The organism is Methanococcoides alaskense (genome assembly GCF_027594145.1).
Classification (GTDB): domain Archaea; phylum Halobacteriota; class Methanosarcinia; order Methanosarcinales; family Methanosarcinaceae; genus Methanococcoides; species Methanococcoides alaskense.
The window spans coordinates 75,968-94,828 of sequence record NZ_JAQFFK010000003.1 but is presented as its reverse complement, the minus strand read 5'-3'; the positions used below and the strand labels follow the sequence as shown (position 1 = coordinate 94,828).

The following is an 18,861-nucleotide window of genomic DNA, read 5'->3' as shown; positions in this document are numbered from 1 at the left end:
TAAATTTATTTTTTAATTTAGAAGTCAAAAAGTGAGCTTTGCGTTTTTTGATCTTCATTCGTTGAGACTTCTTTTGTCCTTATGACCTTTTTCAAAGCAGGGCTATTTTCTTCCACGGAACTGTCAAAGTCAAAGAGACCTTTTTGCTTTGGATCATGATTAAGGGTAGCCATATCAACGCCGAAAACACTAAGGATACGCTCCACAGGAGGCAACATCTGTTTCTGTATGTAGTAATCCACATCCAGTGGAACATTGTTCTCGCGGACATAGTCAGGATCTTCTGCCCGATCTACGAACAAGCCTTTTCCGGCAATTATCACGAATGGGATTCGCTCACCAATGGAAGGTCGAACACCGGTACGTCTCTGGATGTTCTCGACCACTGTCAAATGTGGCTGTTTGTTCTTATAACTTGAAGGGCTTTTTGAAAAGTTCTTTGTAAGCACCAGGTCTTCAAAGAGATCGGCATCTTTCTCTGCATCAAGGTTCCTTACCCTGTCCACAAGGTCCCTCACATGCTCCACAGAGCCTTCAATGTCACCTTCCTTAAGTACGAGTTCCAGCACCCTGTTGAGCATTTTTGAAGTAAGTTCACACCAATCCCGCCGTACAGTCTCCAACCCTTTTACCTTGATAGAGTCAGTCCAGCCGTCGTTCGTAGGCTCAAAGATCCATTGTGCATATCTTTTCTTAGCAATTAGCAAAACACGTTTTGCGGCAGCTTCAAATTCCAGCTCCATGGGATCAGGTAAAGATGCAGTTACTATGCTTGCAACTTTTTTCCCAACAAGTGCTGAATCGTCAAGTGAGAAAACACCCTCTTCGAACTCCAGATCCTGCTCGTTCTTACAATGTACGAACACACTGTCAGTATCCCCATAAGCGACCGAGAGCTTTACGACCTTATCATCACCCCTTAGCTCATCGATCTCATCCAAAAGATAAGCTTCATTGCCCCTGAGGATGATCTTTCCTATGCGATTACATACAATATCTTCCGTTCTGGCAATGTTCCCCCTTCCAATACTGGTCACCGAATTTGCCATCTGCAAGCTGTAGAGCCTGGCACGTGCATATCCTGAATAGCCATAGAAACTGTTAAGAAGGATCTTCAAAGCAAGTTGTGTCGCATCAAGGACCTGATATTCACCTTCGTCACTTGCCTGCTTCATAAGATTCTTAGTATCAACCCTCTTGTCAAGCAAGGCTTCCAGAACAGAAGGAACTATACCTTTGAACATCTCAGGTTTTACAAACTCGCCTTTTGAGGGTGACCTTATCACTTTATCTTCCGGATACTTCCCAGGGGCAACCACAGTGGTATAGCAGAGGTTGTGGGCCATCATGATGGTTGGATAAAGGGATTTATAGTCAAGTACAATCACGTTCTTATGCAATCCCTTCTCCGGTTCGAGAACTGCACCCCCTTTAAGCTCCTCATTCTGCTTTCGTCTGAAAGCAGATGTTTCTTCATCGGGTTTTGTGGACATCACACGCCCCTGTTTACCGAATTCGGTCAACAGTATATGTTCGACCATATTGGTCTGCCCGCCACTTACAGTATCCTGAAGAAGCACTCCACTGACCCTTGAAAGAGCGATATACTTGTCCAGAAGTTTAAGTTCCAGAAGGAGATCAAGAGCAAGTTCTGAGTCGCGTCTTGAATAGTCAATGAATTTACGTATCTTTTCACCGGAATCGTTCCAGTGCTCTTCCATGTCAGACGCATCGACATCAAGTTTTTCCCTATTAAGCAATTCTTTGGAGACATTACGTAATGTATATCTTTTCAAGCTGAACTGTTGCCTGATAAGAGGAAGAGAATCGACTACGACCCTTCCGGTAATGGAGACCATCGTACGATTTATGACTTTCCGATAGCTGAGTGCCCTTGAGTCCCTTCCAACAGCAGAATTGATGTTAGAACCTGATTCGTTCAGGAGCTTTACCCTGTCTGTGATATAGGGCACGTCAAAACCGTTTATGTTATAACCTGTAATTACGTCAGGGTCATAGTCCCTGATAATCTCAAAGAAACGGTCCAAAAGGTCGGATTCCTCCGGGAACATCTCGACATCTTCATCAACACCCTCCACTTCTTTCATTACAAGAACAAGGGTCTTGTGACCTTTGTAGGCCGGCTCAAAGGCGAAACTTACCATGATGACAGGAGAAACATCTGGTGTTGGCATCCCGCCATCGTGTGGGAGGCATTCAATGTCGAATGCCATGTATTTCAACGAGGAATTGGCAATTTTCTGGACCTCGGTAATATGAGAACTCTTTATGGCACGTTCGCACAGTATCCTCCCATTCGAAACCGATTCTTCCGATTCCGTTGACACCCAGCCCATACCCTTGAAGCCCTTATCAATAAGGAATCGGTTCCTGAAAAGGATGTCTGTTTCATATATAGCATTGACACCAAGCATAGATGCCACATCATCCCTGATCTCAGGCACATTGCCAGGATCATAGGTAGTGATCTTGAGCATGTGCTTTTTGGTTTCCTGATAACCTATTGGCTCGAACCTTTCAACGATCTCAAAGGTCTTTACACCCTCGAAACATTCCATGATCTCTTCACCGAGCTTTTGTAGGTCCCCTGAAGCACTCAAATAAAAATAAGGCTCAAACCCCGGAACCAGACAGCAAACACTCTCCCCATCTTCCGATCTCCCAAAGATTCGGATGATAGGTTGGTTATCCTCGCGAAAATAGTCTGCATCCAGAATTTGAAAATTCATGGAACTACTTAATGTGGAGGGTTAATATATGCTTTATCATCAAGGTAAAGATATGGGCACATATCTTAAAAAAATAAGAAAGGCAAAGTGCCCGGAGCGTGACTCGAACACGCGACCTCCAGATTTCTCAGGAGATTTGGACGCACGGTTAAATATTCCCTATGAGTCTGGCGCCCCAACCAACTAGGCTACCCGGGCATTGCAGCACCTACATGGACATAGTATTATTAAAGCGTATCGATTGAATAGCTTATTTTACAGATATTAAAAAGGAAACCGGATTAAAATCCGGTTGCTTTTGCAAGATTTAATACAACTTCAGCATCATCAGTATTGCCTTTTACAAGGAAAACGAAATTCTCGTTGTTCCAGACATAGCTGTACCTTGGCACATTGTATTCCCCACCTGCTGTTATATATTTAGTGATAACTGTAGCATCATGTTCATTGAAAGGTACTTCAGCGAACCTATTCCCCACAGCAAGAGATCCAAAACCTGCCTTGTACTGTGTAATGAAGTTTTCTGCGCTCTCCACGGAATCCATCTCGACGCCCATAATCCAATAATCTGCTGAATCAAGGTTGTAGAAAGCCTCAGATGCATTGAGAATACCCTCTACATCAACATAGTCCACTCTTATGTCGTCGGCTTCAACATCGTGTGCACCAAGATACTCAAAGCCTTCAGGAACTGTTTCCAGAACAACTCCATCAACGCTCAGAACAACTCCATCAACTGCAGGACCAGTTGGTTCTGCCGGATCCGTACAACCAGACACTGCCACAAGAAGCAATGCGAGAAAAGGTATCATTAATAGTTTCATATTCATCTTAAAGACCTCACTGACTAACAATGAGAGAACAATAAGACTATTGGTATTTTAAATTATCGACAAACGTGTCAAATAAAAGAAAAGCTAAGAAGGATTTTCACCCTTCTTAGATTTTAGAAAATTAGTTCCTTCTTACGAAGTATGCTACTGCAAGGAGACCTGCAATTGCGAATACTGCTTCAAAGCCTGGAGTCTCATCTGGAGTCTCTTCAGGAGCTTCTTCGTCAGTTGTCTCGTTAACGGTTTCGTCAACTGTCTCGTTAACGGTCTCGTTAACTGTCTCGTCAACTGTCTCGTCAACTGTCTCGTCAACTGTCTCGTCAACTGTCTCGTCAACTGTCTCGTCAACTGTCTCGTCAACTGCGCCTTCGATTGTCTGTTCAGTGAACAAGAAGAATCTTACATCATCGTTCTCACTGTCAGCAACTCTGAAGTTGAGGCCTTCTGCGATCTCGATTGTTGAGTCCTTGTTCAAGGAGATCTCATTGTCAACGTTATCCATTGTGATGGTTCCGCTTGGACCTGTTGTGATAGAGTTTACTTCGAGGTCACCAAATTCATCACTTGTGTCGATTTCTATTACTTCATCGCTGATCAACCAAAGACCCTCGATGATAGCAAGACTGTCAACCTGACCCTGGAATACTTCGTTGATGTGTACTCTCAGCATAACGATATCATCTTCGCCACCAATGGTGGTGTCATATTCCCATGCGGAGTCGTCAGTGTTGTCTACAGTGTTGAATACTTCATCATCAATGAATTCGCCGTCTTTTGAAAGCTCGAGCCATACCTTGTTACCGTCAACATCGATCTGCTTTGGTGTGATTGCGAAACCTTCACCGAGTTCGAGTGTCTGACCGGTACGTAGGGTGTACTTGTCATCGGAGTCGAGGATCAACTTGGAAAGGATTCCAGGATCCTGGTCTATTGGAACGTATTCCTCTGCGAGGAAACCGATCTTGTCATAGGTGTTGACTGTAGCAGTGTCCCATCCTTCATAGGTGAAACCGACCTGCTGAATCTCTGCAGTGTATACAAGAGCATCCTCTGCAATGGTTCTGTTTTCGCCAGTAACGGTTACAGTCAGCTCTTCTGATGCAATATCGTCATCGATGTCATAGTAGAAACCAGCAAAGCTTGCTTCGTCCCATGTGAATACGTCACCTGAAGTTGTTGGTGAAGCAACAGTGCCTCTGATCTCATAGGTACCTGGCTCTGTGATCTGCTTTACGAAGAAGAATCTAAGAGCATCTGTACCTGTTGCAGGATCTGCAGTCTGTATGGAAATACCATCAGAGATTGAAATAAGTGAATCATCGTTAAGAGTGATGTCATTGTCGACGTTCTTCATTTCGATCATTCCGCTTGCACCTGTTGTAATAGTTGTTACTTCGAGGTCACCGAATGAGTCACTTGTGTCGATTTCTGTTACTTCATCGCTGATCAACCAGAGACCCTCGATGATAGCAAGACTGTCAACCTGACCCTGGAATACTTCGTTGATGTGTACTCTCAGCATAATGATATCTTCTTCGCCACCAATGGTGGTGTCATATTCCCATGCGGAGTCGTCAGTGTTGTCTACAGTGTTGAATACTTCATCATCAATGAAGTTGCCGTCCTTTGTAAGCTCGAGCCATACCTTGTTACCGTCAACATCGATCTGCTTTGGTGTGATTGCGAAACCTTCACCGAGTTCGAGTGTCTGACCTGTACGAAGGGTGTACTTGTCATCGGAGTCGAGGATCAACTTGGAAAGGATTCCAGGATCCTGGTCTATTGGAACGTATTCCTCTGCGAGGAAACCGATCTTGTCAAATGTCTCACCATTGTTGTCCCATCCTTCGTAGGTGTATCCTACCTGCTGGATCTCTGCGGTGTAGACAAGGTCATCTTCTGCAATAACGTCAGCAGTACCAGTGAATGTGATGGATTCGGATCCGACACCATCATCAATGTCATAGTAGAATGCTGCGAAGTCATTAAAGTCAATTGAGTTTCCGTCGTTAGCGATGAGGTCAGTTAAATTGTCACCGCTGAAAACCGGACTTCGGATCTCAATTGTATCTGCTGCGCTTGCTACTGAAACAAAGCTCAGTACCATTAAAGCAGCCATTAAGATTGCTATAAAGCTTTTCATTATTTTCCTCCATTATTTAATATAAATAAGTTAGTGAGTCAGAATCAAGATAAACGAATTACCGAGTATCATTCTTTCAAACAATGCACAAATACGTTCATTGCCGAAAGAGTCATCATCACCCTCTGAATCCCGTCATATTGGATTACATCTGTCTAATAAGAGAATTGCCTATTAAATCTTTTGTGGTCTCATTTAACAGATTTATAGCGAGGCATTAGTAAATATCGAAGCAAATTACGGTAAATGTCGAAGATAGACCTGCCAAATTGATATAAAAGGGTATGATATGGTCCATTTGGGTTCGTAAATTGTCGATTTATCACACATGGCCCATTTAAGTCCATTTTTAGCCAATCGATATTAAGCCAGCTTCAATAAATTTATATGTACTTCATGTATATTATAAATAAAGCAAAAAACCCTATTTGGCATCATATATGTGTTATTTACCTATAATTGTTTAATATGCGTTGAATACCAGCTTCAAAACAACGTGTACATTATATAAGGCGAGGAGTGAAAAGATAAATGTTCGAAGGTTCAGATTCTGAAGAGATCTCAATGGAAGACGAAATTAATAGGGTCAAGACCGGGATTCCCGGATTTGATGAACTATGCGGAGGCGGAATAATTCGTGACCGCACATACCTTATATCAGGCACCTCAGGAGCCGGAAAAACTAACTTTTCTGTGCAGTATATATATAATGGTATAACAAAATACGGCGAGAACGGTATAATCGTTGCAACCGAAGAAAGACCAGAGCAGATACGTGAGAACGTAATGAAATTCGGCTGGGACCTTCAAGCCCTCGAAGACGAAGGAAAGCTCGTTATCATCGATGCATGTTCTACCAAGATCGGAATTCCATCACAGGAAAAATATGTCGATGTCAGACCATTCGACACACGTTCAATGATGGACCAGATCATCGCAACACAGGAAGAGATCAACGCTAAAAGAGCCCTCATCGATTCCACGACCTCGATCAGCTTCTATCTCCATGACCCTGCAAAGATACGTGTGGAACTGCTAAAACTTAGCACCACACTGGAAGTAATAGGACTAACCTCACTAATGACATGTGAGATCGTAGATGAAAATAGCCCTGCAAGGTTCGGTGTAGAAACGTTTGTAACAGACGGTACCGTTGTGCTTCATAACGCCATGCACGATAACGTCCGCACACGAACCATGGAAATATTCAAGATGCGTGGTTCAAATCACAGCAAGAAACTCCACCCATACGACATCACTCCCGAAGGTTTTGTAATACACCCACACGAAGAAGTGTATACAGCATTCTGAAAATTCAGGAAAGAAAAATAACAACAACAGACATCCCAATTAGGGGATGTCTTTGCTTTTCTTAAAGACCATCACAGGCCAGGATACATATCTTCATTACCACATTCAATACATTTATAGATCACAAGGTCACGCCCATCATTATCACGCTTTTTATGGCTGGAAATCTCCAACGGTTCATATGACCCTCATATATCGTACATCTACAATTCATCCAGATCACCTGAATACAACAAATTCAATTATATTATCATTCAAATATCTCTTTTAAAATTATTCCATTGGACTTCCCGATCTACCGGTAAAACCTTCTTGACCAACTCTGCCATTACCATGGTCAAAAAAGCAGCAGATATTGGAATGAACCAATCCATCAAACTCAAAGGTACAAGGTCGAACAACTGCCCAAGGGGCCTTACATACATTACAACCATGGTCAACAAAAACGTACTTGCCACCCCTACAAGCATAAGTTTGTTAGTGAAGACACCCACACTCAAAAAGGAAGATGTCAATGACCTGAACACGAACGGAATGAAAAGAATCATACTAACTATCGTTGCAAACGTCAGCGTACGAGCTTTCTCAAGATCACCGGCAGGATCGGAAAGTACGAACACGAGGAAACAAACGACCCCCATGAGAGCAGCTATACTGACCACTAGCATCAGATTTCTCCTATTGAGTATCTTCTCCCCCGGTCTTCTGGGACTTTCATACATCACCTCATCTCGCACCGGATCAAGTCCAAGCGCTATTGCCGGCATGACCTCATCGAACATATTAATGAAAAGAATCTGCAATGCAAGCAGCGGGATAAGATCGAACCCTAAAAGGATAATACCCAGCATAATGAGGATTATCTCAGTAAAATTTCTCGAAACAAGATATGTAGTAAATTTCTCAATATTCTCATAAATAGCACGACCACGTTTCACAGCCTCCACAATGGTCCCAAAATTATCGTCCTGCAAGACCATAAGACTGGATTCTTTGGCAACATCCGTACCTTTTATCCCCATGGATATACCAATATCCGCCCTCTTAAGCGCCGGAGCATCATTAACGCCATCTCCTGTCATGGCAACAACATGCCCCCTATTCTGCAATGCCTTCACTATCCTCAATTTCTGTTCAGGCATGACCCTTGCATAGACACTGATGCCCTCGACAAGCTTGTCAAACTCCCCATCATCAAGGGATAGAAGTTCACTTCCGGTAATTGAACCATCTTTGATAATGCCATGAAGCCTTTCATCCATCCCATCCAGAGAACCATGATAATCAGCCATCAATCCTATCTTTTTCCCTATGGCCTTGGCCGTCTCCTCATTATCGCCTGTTATCATCACGACCCTTATACCTGCCCGCCTGCACAGAGCTATCGATTCTTTAGCCTCTTCCCTCACAGGATCTATCATGGCCACAAGGCCTACGAAAATAAGGTCCTTCTCAGAATCCTCAACTGCCGTACCTTCAGGTAACTTCCTATATGAAACACCAAGCACACGATATGCAGAACTTGCAAACCCATTATTCTCATCAAGTATCCCTTTGACATCCGCAGCGCTCAGATCGTGGACACCATCATCCCTCTCTATCGAAACACATCTGTCAAGAACAAATTCAGGAGCCCCTTTACAAAATACCAGCCTACCCTCAGGGCTTTCATGGATCGTTGTCATGAGCTTTCTTTCAGAAGTGAACATAATCTCATGTACCTTCTCATATTCCACCTCAAGATCATCTTTCCATAACCCTGCTTTCGCTGCAGCTACTATAAGTGATACTTCGGTAGGATCACCTGAAACTTCCCATACCCCATGCCTTTGGACCAGTGAAGCATTGTTACATAAGGATATACCTGTGAGCAAAGTTCCAAGCGCCTTGTTCTCATTTACATCTGCTTCCAAATCATCTTTTAAAAGAACACCTTCGGGCTCGTATCCGATACCAGTCACATCAAAGAACTGGCCATTGACAAATAATTTCTCCACGGTCATCTCGTTCTTCGTCAATGTTCCTGTCTTATCAGTGCATATCACAGTAGTAGAACCCAGGGTCTCAACCCCCAACATCCTCCTTATGATAGCATTATGTTTTGCCATACGATTCATGCCATAGGCAAGCGTTATGGTCATAGTAAGGGGAAGTCCTTCAGGAACAGCAGCCACTGCCAGTGCAAGAGCAATGATAAGCATCCCCTCAAGCGGTGCACCTGTGGCATAACCCAGAACAAAAGTGAGACCAGAAGCAACAAGGGCAATGATGGCCAGATGCTTTGAAAGCTCGTTGATCTTTTGCTGGAGGGGTGTCATAACCTCATCTTCCTGTATCATGGAAGCAATGCCACCCAGCTGGGTCTGCATACCAGTGGCCGTAACAACTGCCTTGCATTTACCATGCACTATCTGAGTACCCGAAAAAATAGGATCTCCGATACCTTTTTCTATCGAAAAGCTCTCGCCGGTGATCGCAGATTCATCAACTTTCAATCTCATTATCTCAAAAACAAAAGCATCCGCTGCGACCTTATCGCCGGTCTCCAGAACGAGGACATCCCCCACAACGATATCCCGGGTAGGGATCTCTGCCACAGTACCATCCCTGACAACATGGGTTATGGACTGGACCATCCTTTTAAGTGCTTCCATGGCTTTTTCAGCCTTATATTCCTGAACAAAACCAAGAACAATAACAAAAGCAACTAAAAAGATGATGACACCAAAGTTCACAACCTCATCTATCATAAGAGAGATCACAGCCGCTGCCAGAAGGACCCAGACGATAAAATTGGTGAACTGCCTTAACAGTACTTTAGCAGGTGTGATCTTCGCTTTTTCCTGAAGCTCATTAAAACCTGATACCTCTAGCCTCTTTTTCACATCTGTCTCAGAAAGACCTGATCTGGAACTATCCACTTCAGCAAAAACAGACTCGATATCAGTATTTTCATATACCAATGAAACACACACTCCAAATTAAATATGTTACAATAGTATTTCTTGATTTGCCATCAGCTTCAAAAATGAGCTTACACCATCCCCATCAATATCATTTAGGTAAATCTAAATAACTGCATAGACAATTTTCTTTTACCACTAATGGAATATCTAATTATTGTGGAGGTACTAACATGGCATGTGACCTAGAGATCAAAGAAAGAATAAATGAATACTTGAAAGAACACCCATACTTAAACCTTGCAACCGTTAGCCCGGATGGAAGACCAATGGTCCACAGCATGGCTTTTGCATCAGCCGGTCCGGTCGTTCACTTCGGAACAGGGAATACCACAAGGAAATTCCGTAATATCGAACAGAACCCAAACGTCGCATTCACAGTCGATGAAGACGGATCTGATGTAATGAACATAACAGGCATTCAAATGGAAGGCAAAGCATCATTTGTGACAGATGAAGCAGAATTAGAGCAGATATTCCAGTTAATGCTAGAAAAATTCCCGTTCATGAAGGAACTACCAAAGAACCCGGACAATGTAATCATAAAAGTAGAGCCAACAAAAGCTTTCTTCCTTGACTACGCCGTTGAGTTTGGATTCAGGTACGAAGTCGCTTACTGACTTCGCACTTTATCTTTTTCCATTTTATCCATCCTAAAGGCAAAACTGAGATGTCAGATCAGCATCCGCTTTCCTTGCGTTCTGTGATATCCTGGATAACTCCCTGATAATCGGTCACTTTGCCCTCATTATCCCGCTGTATGAAAGTCTGTTCATCTACCCATCTGATATCGCCTGAGCGGGTCAATATACGATATTCCTTTACGAACATCTTCCCGCCTTCATTGCATATATCCGAAAGTTCGAGCTGAACCTCAGGCAGGTCATCAGCATGGATAATATTCCCATAAAGAAGGTCACCCGAGAGGAAATCATCCACATCATAGCCAAACTGAGTTATATTATCCGACACAAACTCCACCGGCCATAGCTCCTTTTCATCATCCTCGCCTGCCTTCCAAAGAAAAGCGACCACAGGACTATGATTCACGATCGTCTCAAGTGCCTGTTTCCTTGAAAGGAGATCATTCTGCTTTACCAGAGCCTCATCCAATGCGATCTCACTCAACTTTTGTTTTGTGATATCCTGCACAATTCCCTGGAAATGTGTTACATTGCCGTTCACATCTCTTTTGATAAAGGTCTTCTCATTGACCCACAGCAGCTCTCCTGCCTTTGTCAATAAACGATACTCATGGATGTAATCATCATATCCTTCCCTAGACCTCTGCTCAAGCTCGTCTTTAACAGCATTATAGTCGTCCGGATGGATCAGATCCCCATAGACGATCCTTCCAAGCACGAAATCCTCTGCACTAAAACCAAGTCTTGAAACGTTAGCAGAAGCATAATCAGCAGGCCAGAACTCCTCTGCTCTCCAAAGGAAGACCATCGTAGAACTATTGTTGATTATATCCTCAAGGTTCTTTTGTTCCTTCAATGCCTTCTCACACAGCATTTCATTGTTCTTCTGATCAGTGATATCAAAAATAGTACCCTGATAATGGGTCACATTACCATTCTCGTCCCGTTGGAGATATGTCCTTTCATCGACCCAGCGAATATCCCCTGATTCCAGAACGATACGGTATTCCTGATCAAAGAAGCTCTTACCTTCCACACGACTTTTTTCGAGAGACAGTTGAACTCGCCTCAGATCTTCCCCATAGACAATATCAGCATAATGAAGCCTTCCAGATATGAAATCCTCCACGGTATAGCCTAACTGGGTGACGTTTGCAGAAACATATTCCACTGGCCACTTTTCCTCAGGAGTGTTATCTGCGGTCCATAAAAAAGCAATAACAGGACTATGATCTATTATATTTTCAAGTATTTCCTTCCTGTCAAGAACTTTTTCCAACGGACTTTTCCCCGATCTGCTGCCAGTTTCATTCGATATGTTTGATTCCATACATAGCCCCCAATTTTAATGATCAACTTCTTTAATAACTTATTAGACGGATGAGTTTAAGTATTATTCGAATTTGCCCTGTTTTTGAACTGTATGGCCTTCTTAAGGAGTACCGGCGAAACAAAAATTGAGACCGCCACCATCAAGACAATCGCCGAGAACACTTCATCCCCTATTATCCCCATCTCTTTTCCTATAGAGATCAATACAAGTTCCACCCCTGCCCTCGGCATGACACCAACCCCGAATATAAGACTGTCATAATTATCAAAACCTATCAAACGACTTCCCAGAAAGCCCCCTATCAGTTTTCCTAAAAGAGCAAGTACAACAACAAGCACCGAGAAGAGGCCTATTGTTTGTAAGGTAGCAATATTAAGGGATATTCCAATAAATGCAAAGAAAATAGGAACAAAAATACCATAGGCAAGCCCTGTGACCTTACTTTGCACATGCTCGATCTTCGCATGGGGAACATCTGAGAGCATTACCCCTCCAATGAACGCACCTATCACAGCATGAAGGCCAAAAACCTCTGCAAGGTACGCAGAGAAAAGGGCGATCACTATCACAAATGCAAAGATAGATTCCTTGACATGCATCCTATGAATCTGATCAAAGAGTTTGGAAAATACCCATTTTCTTAAGGAGAACATGATCGCCACGAAAGCAACCATCTTCAACAATATTATTAGAACCTGCACCCCGGAGGGGAATTGTTCGTAGGTTGCCATGGTCACTACAATGGAAAGAAGAAAGATCCCTATGATATCATCAAATATAGCTGATGTTAGCATCATGGAACCTGGTTTGCTCGAGAGGTAATCCATGTCAATGAGAGTCCTGACCACCACACCGATACTTGTCGGACTGAAAGCAACTCCTATAAAGATGCTTTCAAGGACACTTAAATGAAAATACACACCAATTGCCGCTCCAAAAGAGAAAGCAACAATTACCTGAACTACTGTAACAACAGAAGCTTTCGCAGAGGACTCTTTCAAATCACGAAGATGGACTTCCTTGTAACCTGCTGTGAACAAAAGGAAGATAGCACCCATTTCAGCCAGGAACTTCAGTATATCCGATTCCTGATGTATCAAAAGTATCCCGAGAACCATACCGGAAAGCAGTTCCCCAAGAATTGAAGGAAAACCTGCCCTTTCTAATACTTCGCCAAAAAGCTTAGCCAGTAGAAGTATGAGCAAAATATGAAGAAGGATCTCCATTCAATATAAGCCCCTTAATTTATACACTTCCTTTATAATATCGGGTTTACAGATCATCCCAACAAGTTTTCCATCTTCAACGATACAAAAACGATCGATCTTATGCTTGAGTATCATATCCGCTGTATCACAAAGAGTTTCATTCGGAGATATTGAGATCGGGTGGGGGATCATAATGGTTTTTGCAGTATCACCCTGAAAAACAACTGCATTCAAATGAGTGTGCTCTATTCGGGGAGCCCTGTGTACAAGAAGGATCTTCAATATAATATTCTGATCAATTGTTCCTACAAGGACATTATCTTCACTTACGACCGGATATGTGTGAAAATGATATTTGTCAAAGGTTTCAAGGATCTGGTCTATACTATCATTTTCTGAAATTGTTACAAGGTCCTTTGTCATAAAATCTTTTATGAACATCTCACTGCACATTTCTGCAAATGACCGCACACTCCGAATACGATCTTCATCCCCATCATGATCAACCACAGCTTTAAGCCCCCTTCAAAGCTATTTTTGTAAAAAGAATATTACAATAAAAAGAAGGGACGTCATCTTACAAATATGGAACACATTAAAAAAGAACAAAGAAAACAATTTTTTTGAAAATTAAAGAGAAAAAAGTTAAAATCGAAAAAGAAAAGGGTGCTTAGATATCCAGCTCTTCCCTTTCAGAATTTACAAGAGATAACTGTATAGCAATCCCACTGCTTTCTGCATATTCATCAATACGTTTGACAGCATGCTCGATCATTCCACCTGAGGTCAGTATCATAGATCTCTTGCCACAAAGTGCCATAAGGATGGACTTATCGATGACACCTGATGTGATCTGAAGATCGAGAAGATGCTTTTCCGCAAGGATCTTGCTCTTCTTGCCCATGGCTCCAATATTATCGATATCCTCTTCAGCCAGTATCCTCTGGAAAGGACCCGCATCATATTTGTCCATGTCATAGATGAATATCCCACCGGACTTGATACCATGCCGTGTCATTTCTGCAATCGCATGCCCTTCCGGATGGATGTGAAGCACCTTTGCATTGACTGCTTCATAGGGGCTGTTTATCGCATATTCACCATATAATATGCCAAGGTTCACAACATCACCTTCCTTGACATCAGGAGAAACTTCTATCCACATTAGTTCGGGTGGTTTAAGTGAATTGACAAGTTCAGGAACACTTGTAGGGAACTTGTTACGAGTTGCAAGGTTCCTTCTCTCAAGTTCATTGTATATTTCAAGTGTACGGGGTTGTCTTAAATTAGATTTCTTTAAAAGCTCCATGTCTTTGAAAACATCTTCAGGAGCACCTTCCCCGATAATATTACCCTCGTTCATAAAATAAACATAATCTGCCCAACTATATGCAAGTTCCACATCATGAGTGGAAATTATCATAGTGGTGTTGTTTTGATTCAACTCATTCAAAAGATCAAGGATCTCATCCGCACCCACAGGATCGAGGTTCGCAAGAGGCTCATCAAGGATCATTACCTCGGGGTCCATTGAACAAACACCTGCAATTGCCACTCTCTTTTTCTGTCCGCCGCTTAAATGATGAGGAGGTTTGTTCCTGAATTCGGTTATTCCGATGTATTCAAGGGTTTTTTCTACAAGTTCATCAACTTCTTCTTTTGAATGGCCCAGATTGGTAGGTCCAAAGCCTACATCCTGATAGACCGTGGGGGCAAATATCTGGTCATCTGAGTTCTGGAAGACGATGCCAACACTTTTGCGTATCTCACGCAGGGACTTAGAATCATATTCCATGGGTTTCCCATGAAAGTGAACAGTTCCCTCTTTTGGTTTAAGGGTTCCATTGAGCAGCATGAAAAGGGTTGATTTGCCAGAACCGTTCTTCCCGACAAAGGCTATTTTCTTACCTTTTTTGATCTTTACATCAATACCTTTTAAAGCCTGAGTCCCATCATGGTAGGAATACTTCAAGCCTTTAGTTTCCAATATCATCGTTTTAACCTCAACAGACCTTAAAATATAGAATTAATTCTTGTTAAATACCACAATGCCAATACCACAGCAAAATAGGTGCAGGTCAAGACGAGCTCATTAGCTCTGATCGGTCTTTTTTCCTCAAAGAAAATAAGTTTGCCATCATAACATCGGGCACTCATGGAAATGAATATCTTTTCTCCCTGTTCCCACGACCTTATGAAAAGTGTGGTAGAGAGCATTGCAAGTGAGGTAAGAGAAGTTCGCCAGTCCTTGTAACCAAGCCTGACCGTCTGTGCATACTTGATACCCCATGCAACTTCAAGGAAGACAAAGATGTAACGGTACATCATCATGGATATCTCAATGAAAGAATCCGGCAATTTTGTAGCTTTAAGAACTGAGAATAGTTCCACCATGGGTGTGGTCAGTGCAAGGAAGAACAAACAAGACATACCGCTAAGCGTCCTCGAGAACACTAACAATGCCATTTCAAGACCGCCTGTGTTCACTCCCAGATGATAACTAAAAATATTAAAGCCAAATATCTCAGTACCTGAACCAAAGAAGAAGGCTATGATAATAACACTTAATAATACGAAAACAGCAGGTGCAGACAAGATCGTTAGATAAAATTTAAGAGAGGTCTTCCCAAAATGAACCGTTGTGAAACTCATGCACAATGCTATAGCAAAAGGTGGAATGAAAGACTGTGAGGAAACTCCTACAAGAACACCAAACCCAACAATAGCTATCTTAAGCCAGTTGTTACGATACCTTAAGGGACTCACAAGTGCATAATCATCAAGAATATTTGTCATATTATGTTCACACCGTTACATTCGTTTTGTATTTTTTCTTCATAGTACAAAGAACTAAAATAAAAAAGAATCCCCAAGAAAAAACGAAGGAGGGAAAGAACAGTCTTAATTAGACTGTCCTTTACCTTTATAGTAACCGAAGAAATATCCAAGAACCAATGCACCGATAGCTGCCTGGAGTGCAAAGAGCAGGCTTTCAGTTTCTCCACCAGGTGGCTCGAATTTCAGAGAGTCAACCCATGTCCCTTCTGTCCATGGCATGTATTCGCTGTCTATCTCTGCAATGACATCTTCAGCCTGACCATCAGCACCACCAAACTCAGAGTCTGGGTTTAGTGCCATGCCATAAAAGAACGAGGCTACGAAAAGTACTGCTATTACTCCAAATATGATCTCACCTTTCACTGACCTGCCCCCTTGAGCTTATTGAGAACTGATTCTGTTATAACATTGAGTTCCACGAGAGCATCACTCTTGACCTGTATGACATACTTGAAGATCAGAGCTGTCAATGCACCCTCCATTATAGCCAGAGGCACCTGCGTTGTAGCAAACACAAGCAAGAACCCTTTAAGTGAAGCAGCCACTCCACCGACCTCCGCCGGGAATGCCAGCGCAAGTTGTGTAGCTGTCACAACATATGTCGCCCAATCCGCAAATGCTGTGGCAAGGAAGACAACAACATAGAAATTGATGTTAGCTTTCATACCTGCTTTATAGATTACATATGCAAAAACAGGACCAATTATACCCATTGATGCGACGTTTGCACCAAGTGTCGTAAGACCACCGTGAGCAAGGAAAATTGCCTGATACAACAAAACGATCAAACTCAGGACCGCTGCAATAGCAGGGCCAAAAAGAATAGCTGCCATACCTGTACCTGTCGGATGGGATGAACTTCCCGTGACAGATGGCATCTTCAAGGATGAAAGTACGAATATGAATGCTCCTGCTACTGCCAATAAAGGCAATAGTTCGCGCTTTTCAGACACAAGCTTGTTAAGCCTGTACATACCAAAGAATATTACAGGTATAGAGAATACAAACCACAATTGCCACCATGGTGATGGCAAGAATCCCTCGAATATATGCATTATTGATACTCCTTTTCCAAATTAGTATATTAATAGATCAATTGAAGTTAAATCAAGATAACTTGAATTAAGACATACCTAAAAAGAAAAGGAGGTATATATAACTTTAGATACTACATATTGCCCATTTAGATAACATGATGATGGGTCAACTCAGATACTCATCTCACAACAACTACACAATGCAGCACTGACATCGCTTCTGGCGGCTCATCTACAGTGCCCCCTGCAATGCGTTCTTCAGGATAACCAAAGTTCTCGCACACATAAATCCTGGCATCAACGCCCATCTCTTTAAGCACTTCTGCTATTTCTGCCACACCAAAAGTGTCTGCAGGAAGCATGAAGATATCCTTCCCCAGTTCAATTTCCTGAACAAATGCTTTCTTTGCAGGAGAGGGATCTCTTCCGTGTGCGGTTATTGCAGTTATGTTGGAAAGGCTGACACCTAAACGTGAACATGCGACCTGTATAGAAGAGATGCCCGGAATTATCCTGTCGCTTTCCCTTGCAAATTTACCAAGCCCTGAGAACATGGGGTCACCGGTCGATAGAACAACAGCATCTTCTGGCAGCTCATGCAGAGCCTTGTAGTCCTTAATAAGATGTGCTTCGCCTTCAATATATGGCTCAGCAAGCTCGAGCGAGCGCTTTGAACCATATACGACCGAAGCATTACGTATAGCTTCGATGGCCTCCAATGTCAGCATGTTCGGTCCGACACCGACACCCGCGATTATCATTCTTGTTCCCCGCTGTCCATGAGAACTGTGCCGTCCCTGTCCACGACCACAATTCGTGCACCTTTGCCCTTTTCGACTGTCTTTTCAAATGCACGCCTGATGTGTTCCCCTTGAGGCTCCACTTCGATCATCTCTGAGACAGTAGCAAAACCACTGTCCTTGAGCATATCAGGGTCCCCCCATTTAAGGACAAGACCGGGAAGGCCACAGATAGCCACTTTACCAGTAGCCGATTCCATGAATTCGGAGATACGACTGCCTGCAAGAACCACAGTATAGTCCGGGAAAAGCATTGTAGAATAGCGAATACCGATACGACCTGTTGTGAGAACCACTTTTGCAGCATCACGTATGAGGTCACTCTTCATCTCACCAAGATGATCGTTCCAGGGTTCAACGAAACCGGTGGTTCCAAGGATAGAGATACCGCCTTCAACCCCTATACGGCTGTTCAGCGTCTGTTTTGCGATCTCCGCCCCTCTGGGCAAAGAGATCTCCACACTGGCACCCTTGATACCTATCTCTTCCACAGCTTCCGCAACAGCCTCCATTATCTGCTGCATTGGTCTAGGATTGATAGCAGGATAGCCTTTCTTTGACTGAAGACCGCCTCTTGTAACGATACCGATACCTTCGCCTGCGGTTATAGTGACCTTGTCCGACTCCACTGCCCGTGCCACGAACTCAAGCCCGCGGGTAATATCTGACTCATGGTCGTTCTTCAATTTAACTGCCACAGCATGCCCATCTTTTGCTTTCACATCCATGTGGGCACGAAGTCCCACAGGTGTCGGGACAGACACATGATCTATCTCTTTCTTGAGTGACAACACCGCCGCCTTGGCAGCAACAGTTGCAGTGGTACCTGTGGTATACCCTCGTTTCAGAATAGAACCATCACTGAGAACCACCAGCATACCGCTCATTATGCCTTCTTCAAGCTCATCTCTGGATATATTTGACTTATTTATCCACTCTTGTGGGACCTTTGATTTATTAACTGGATCGATAATTGACATTATCAGTAATTCGATATTAGT

General features: G+C 42.9%; 15 protein-coding genes and 1 tRNA gene. 2 read left to right on the top strand and 14 right to left on the bottom strand.

The features are described from left to right. Window positions 1–17 precede the first annotated feature (17 nt). From PBV53_RS04120 to PBV53_RS04105, 4 genes are all read right to left on the bottom strand, one after another. A complete protein-coding gene (locus PBV53_RS04120; RefSeq protein WP_270095913.1) occupies window positions 18–2,750 on the bottom strand; it encodes a DNA-directed DNA polymerase in 2,733 nt (910 codons plus the stop codon). A gap of 88 nt (window positions 2,751–2,838) precedes the next feature. After that, a tRNA-Met gene (locus PBV53_RS04115) sits at window positions 2,839–2,948 on the bottom strand. Between the two features lie 83 nt (window positions 2,949–3,031). Then, complete coding sequence (locus PBV53_RS04110; RefSeq protein ID WP_270095912.1) at window positions 3,032–3,574, bottom strand: hypothetical protein; 543 nt, start codon at window positions 3,572–3,574, stop codon at window positions 3,032–3,034. Between the two features lie 130 nt (window positions 3,575–3,704). Next, window positions 3,705–5,726: an MA0829/MM1976 family S-layer protein gene (locus tag PBV53_RS04105; protein ID WP_270095911.1), complete on the bottom strand. Its 2,022-nt coding sequence runs from the start codon at window positions 5,724–5,726 to the stop codon at window positions 3,705–3,707. Window positions 5,727–6,257: 531 nt separating this feature from the next. Here PBV53_RS04105 and PBV53_RS04100 point away from each other — a divergent pair. Beyond that, window positions 6,258–7,037, top strand: coding sequence for an ATPase domain-containing protein (locus PBV53_RS04100; RefSeq protein WP_270095910.1), 780 nt, complete (start codon window positions 6,258–6,260; stop codon window positions 7,035–7,037). A 254-nt stretch (window positions 7,038–7,291) separates the two neighbouring features. On the opposite strand, the gene PBV53_RS04095 is transcribed toward PBV53_RS04100, so the two are convergent. Next, the gene (locus PBV53_RS04095; RefSeq protein ID WP_270095909.1) at window positions 7,292–10,000 is read right to left on the bottom strand and encodes a cation-translocating P-type ATPase; all 2,709 of its coding nucleotides are present in this window, start codon (window positions 9,998–10,000) and stop codon (window positions 7,292–7,294) included. A gap of 173 nt (window positions 10,001–10,173) precedes the next feature. Here PBV53_RS04095 and PBV53_RS04090 point away from each other — a divergent pair, with 173 nt between their 5' ends. Then, window positions 10,174–10,620, top strand: a complete 447-nt coding sequence (locus tag PBV53_RS04090; RefSeq protein ID WP_270095908.1) for a pyridoxamine 5'-phosphate oxidase family protein — start codon at window positions 10,174–10,176, stop codon at window positions 10,618–10,620. Between the two features lie 58 nt (window positions 10,621–10,678). Here PBV53_RS04090 and PBV53_RS04085 read toward each other — a convergent pair whose 3' ends face one another. From PBV53_RS04085 to PBV53_RS04045, 9 genes are all read right to left on the bottom strand, one after another. Then, window positions 10,679–11,974: a PAS domain-containing protein gene (locus PBV53_RS04085; RefSeq protein ID WP_270095907.1), complete on the bottom strand. Its 1,296-nt coding sequence runs from the start codon at window positions 11,972–11,974 to the stop codon at window positions 10,679–10,681. 56 nt (window positions 11,975–12,030) lie between these two features. After that, the gene (locus PBV53_RS04080; RefSeq protein ID WP_270095906.1) at window positions 12,031–13,203 is read right to left on the bottom strand and encodes a cation:proton antiporter; all 1,173 of its coding nucleotides are present in this window, start codon (window positions 13,201–13,203) and stop codon (window positions 12,031–12,033) included. Continuing rightward, a complete protein-coding gene (locus PBV53_RS04075; protein WP_270095905.1) occupies window positions 13,204–13,695 on the bottom strand; it encodes a CBS domain-containing protein in 492 nt (163 codons plus the stop codon). A gap of 160 nt (window positions 13,696–13,855) precedes the next feature. Next, window positions 13,856–15,178, bottom strand: a complete 1,323-nt coding sequence (locus PBV53_RS04070; protein WP_270095904.1) for an energy-coupling factor ABC transporter ATP-binding protein — start codon at window positions 15,176–15,178, stop codon at window positions 13,856–13,858. Window positions 15,179–15,198: 20 nt separating this feature from the next. Further along, entirely contained in the window at window positions 15,199–15,981 is a 783-nt protein-coding gene (cbiQ, locus tag PBV53_RS04065; protein WP_270095903.1) for a cobalt ECF transporter T component CbiQ, read from the bottom strand. A gap of 105 nt (window positions 15,982–16,086) precedes the next feature. Beyond that, a complete protein-coding gene (locus tag PBV53_RS04060; protein ID WP_270095902.1) occupies window positions 16,087–16,386 on the bottom strand; it encodes an energy-coupling factor ABC transporter substrate-binding protein in 300 nt (99 codons plus the stop codon). Beyond that, complete coding sequence (locus PBV53_RS04055; RefSeq protein WP_270095901.1) at window positions 16,383–17,078, bottom strand: energy-coupling factor ABC transporter permease; 696 nt, start codon at window positions 17,076–17,078, stop codon at window positions 16,383–16,385. The genes PBV53_RS04060 and PBV53_RS04055 overlap by 4 nt, the downstream gene beginning before the upstream one ends. A 161-nt stretch (window positions 17,079–17,239) precedes the next feature. Then, on the bottom strand, window positions 17,240–17,821 hold the full coding sequence (locus PBV53_RS04050) for a cobalt-precorrin-7 (C(5))-methyltransferase (protein WP_270095900.1): 582 nt from the start codon (window positions 17,819–17,821) through the stop codon (window positions 17,240–17,242). After that, the gene (locus tag PBV53_RS04045; RefSeq protein ID WP_270096654.1) at window positions 17,818–18,834 is read right to left on the bottom strand and encodes a cobalt-precorrin-5B (C(1))-methyltransferase; all 1,017 of its coding nucleotides are present in this window, start codon (window positions 18,832–18,834) and stop codon (window positions 17,818–17,820) included. Before PBV53_RS04045 ends, PBV53_RS04050 begins: the two co-directional genes overlap by 4 nt. Window positions 18,835–18,861 lie beyond the last annotated feature (27 nt).

Bases quoted from the DNA above. Each gene is read 5' to 3' on its own strand.
- PBV53_RS04120 (WP_270095913.1), bottom strand. From the start codon at position 2,750: ATGAATTTTCAAATTCTGGATGCAGACTATTTTCGCGAGGATAACCAA.
- PBV53_RS04110 (WP_270095912.1), bottom strand. From the start codon at position 3,574: ATGAAACTATTAATGATACCTTTTCTCGCATTGCTTCTTGTGGCAGTG.
- PBV53_RS04105 (WP_270095911.1), bottom strand. From the start codon at position 5,726: ATGAAAAGCTTTATAGCAATCTTAATGGCTGCTTTAATGGTACTGAGC.
- PBV53_RS04100 (WP_270095910.1), top strand. From the start codon at position 6,258: ATGTTCGAAGGTTCAGATTCTGAAGAGATCTCAATGGAAGACGAAATT.
- PBV53_RS04090 (WP_270095908.1), top strand. From the start codon at position 10,174: ATGGCATGTGACCTAGAGATCAAAGAAAGAATAAATGAATACTTGAAA.
- PBV53_RS04085 (WP_270095907.1), bottom strand. From the start codon at position 11,974: ATGGAATCAAACATATCGAATGAAACTGGCAGCAGATCGGGGAAAAGT.
- PBV53_RS04080 (WP_270095906.1), bottom strand. From the start codon at position 13,203: ATGGAGATCCTTCTTCATATTTTGCTCATACTTCTACTGGCTAAGCTT.
- PBV53_RS04070 (WP_270095904.1), bottom strand. From the start codon at position 15,178: ATGATATTGGAAACTAAAGGCTTGAAGTATTCCTACCATGATGGGACT.
- cbiQ (WP_270095903.1), bottom strand. From the start codon at position 15,981: ATGACAAATATTCTTGATGATTATGCACTTGTGAGTCCCTTAAGGTAT.
- PBV53_RS04055 (WP_270095901.1), bottom strand. From the start codon at position 17,078: ATGCATATATTCGAGGGATTCTTGCCATCACCATGGTGGCAATTGTGG.
- PBV53_RS04050 (WP_270095900.1), bottom strand. From the start codon at position 17,821: ATGATAATCGCGGGTGTCGGTGTCGGACCGAACATGCTGACATTGGAG.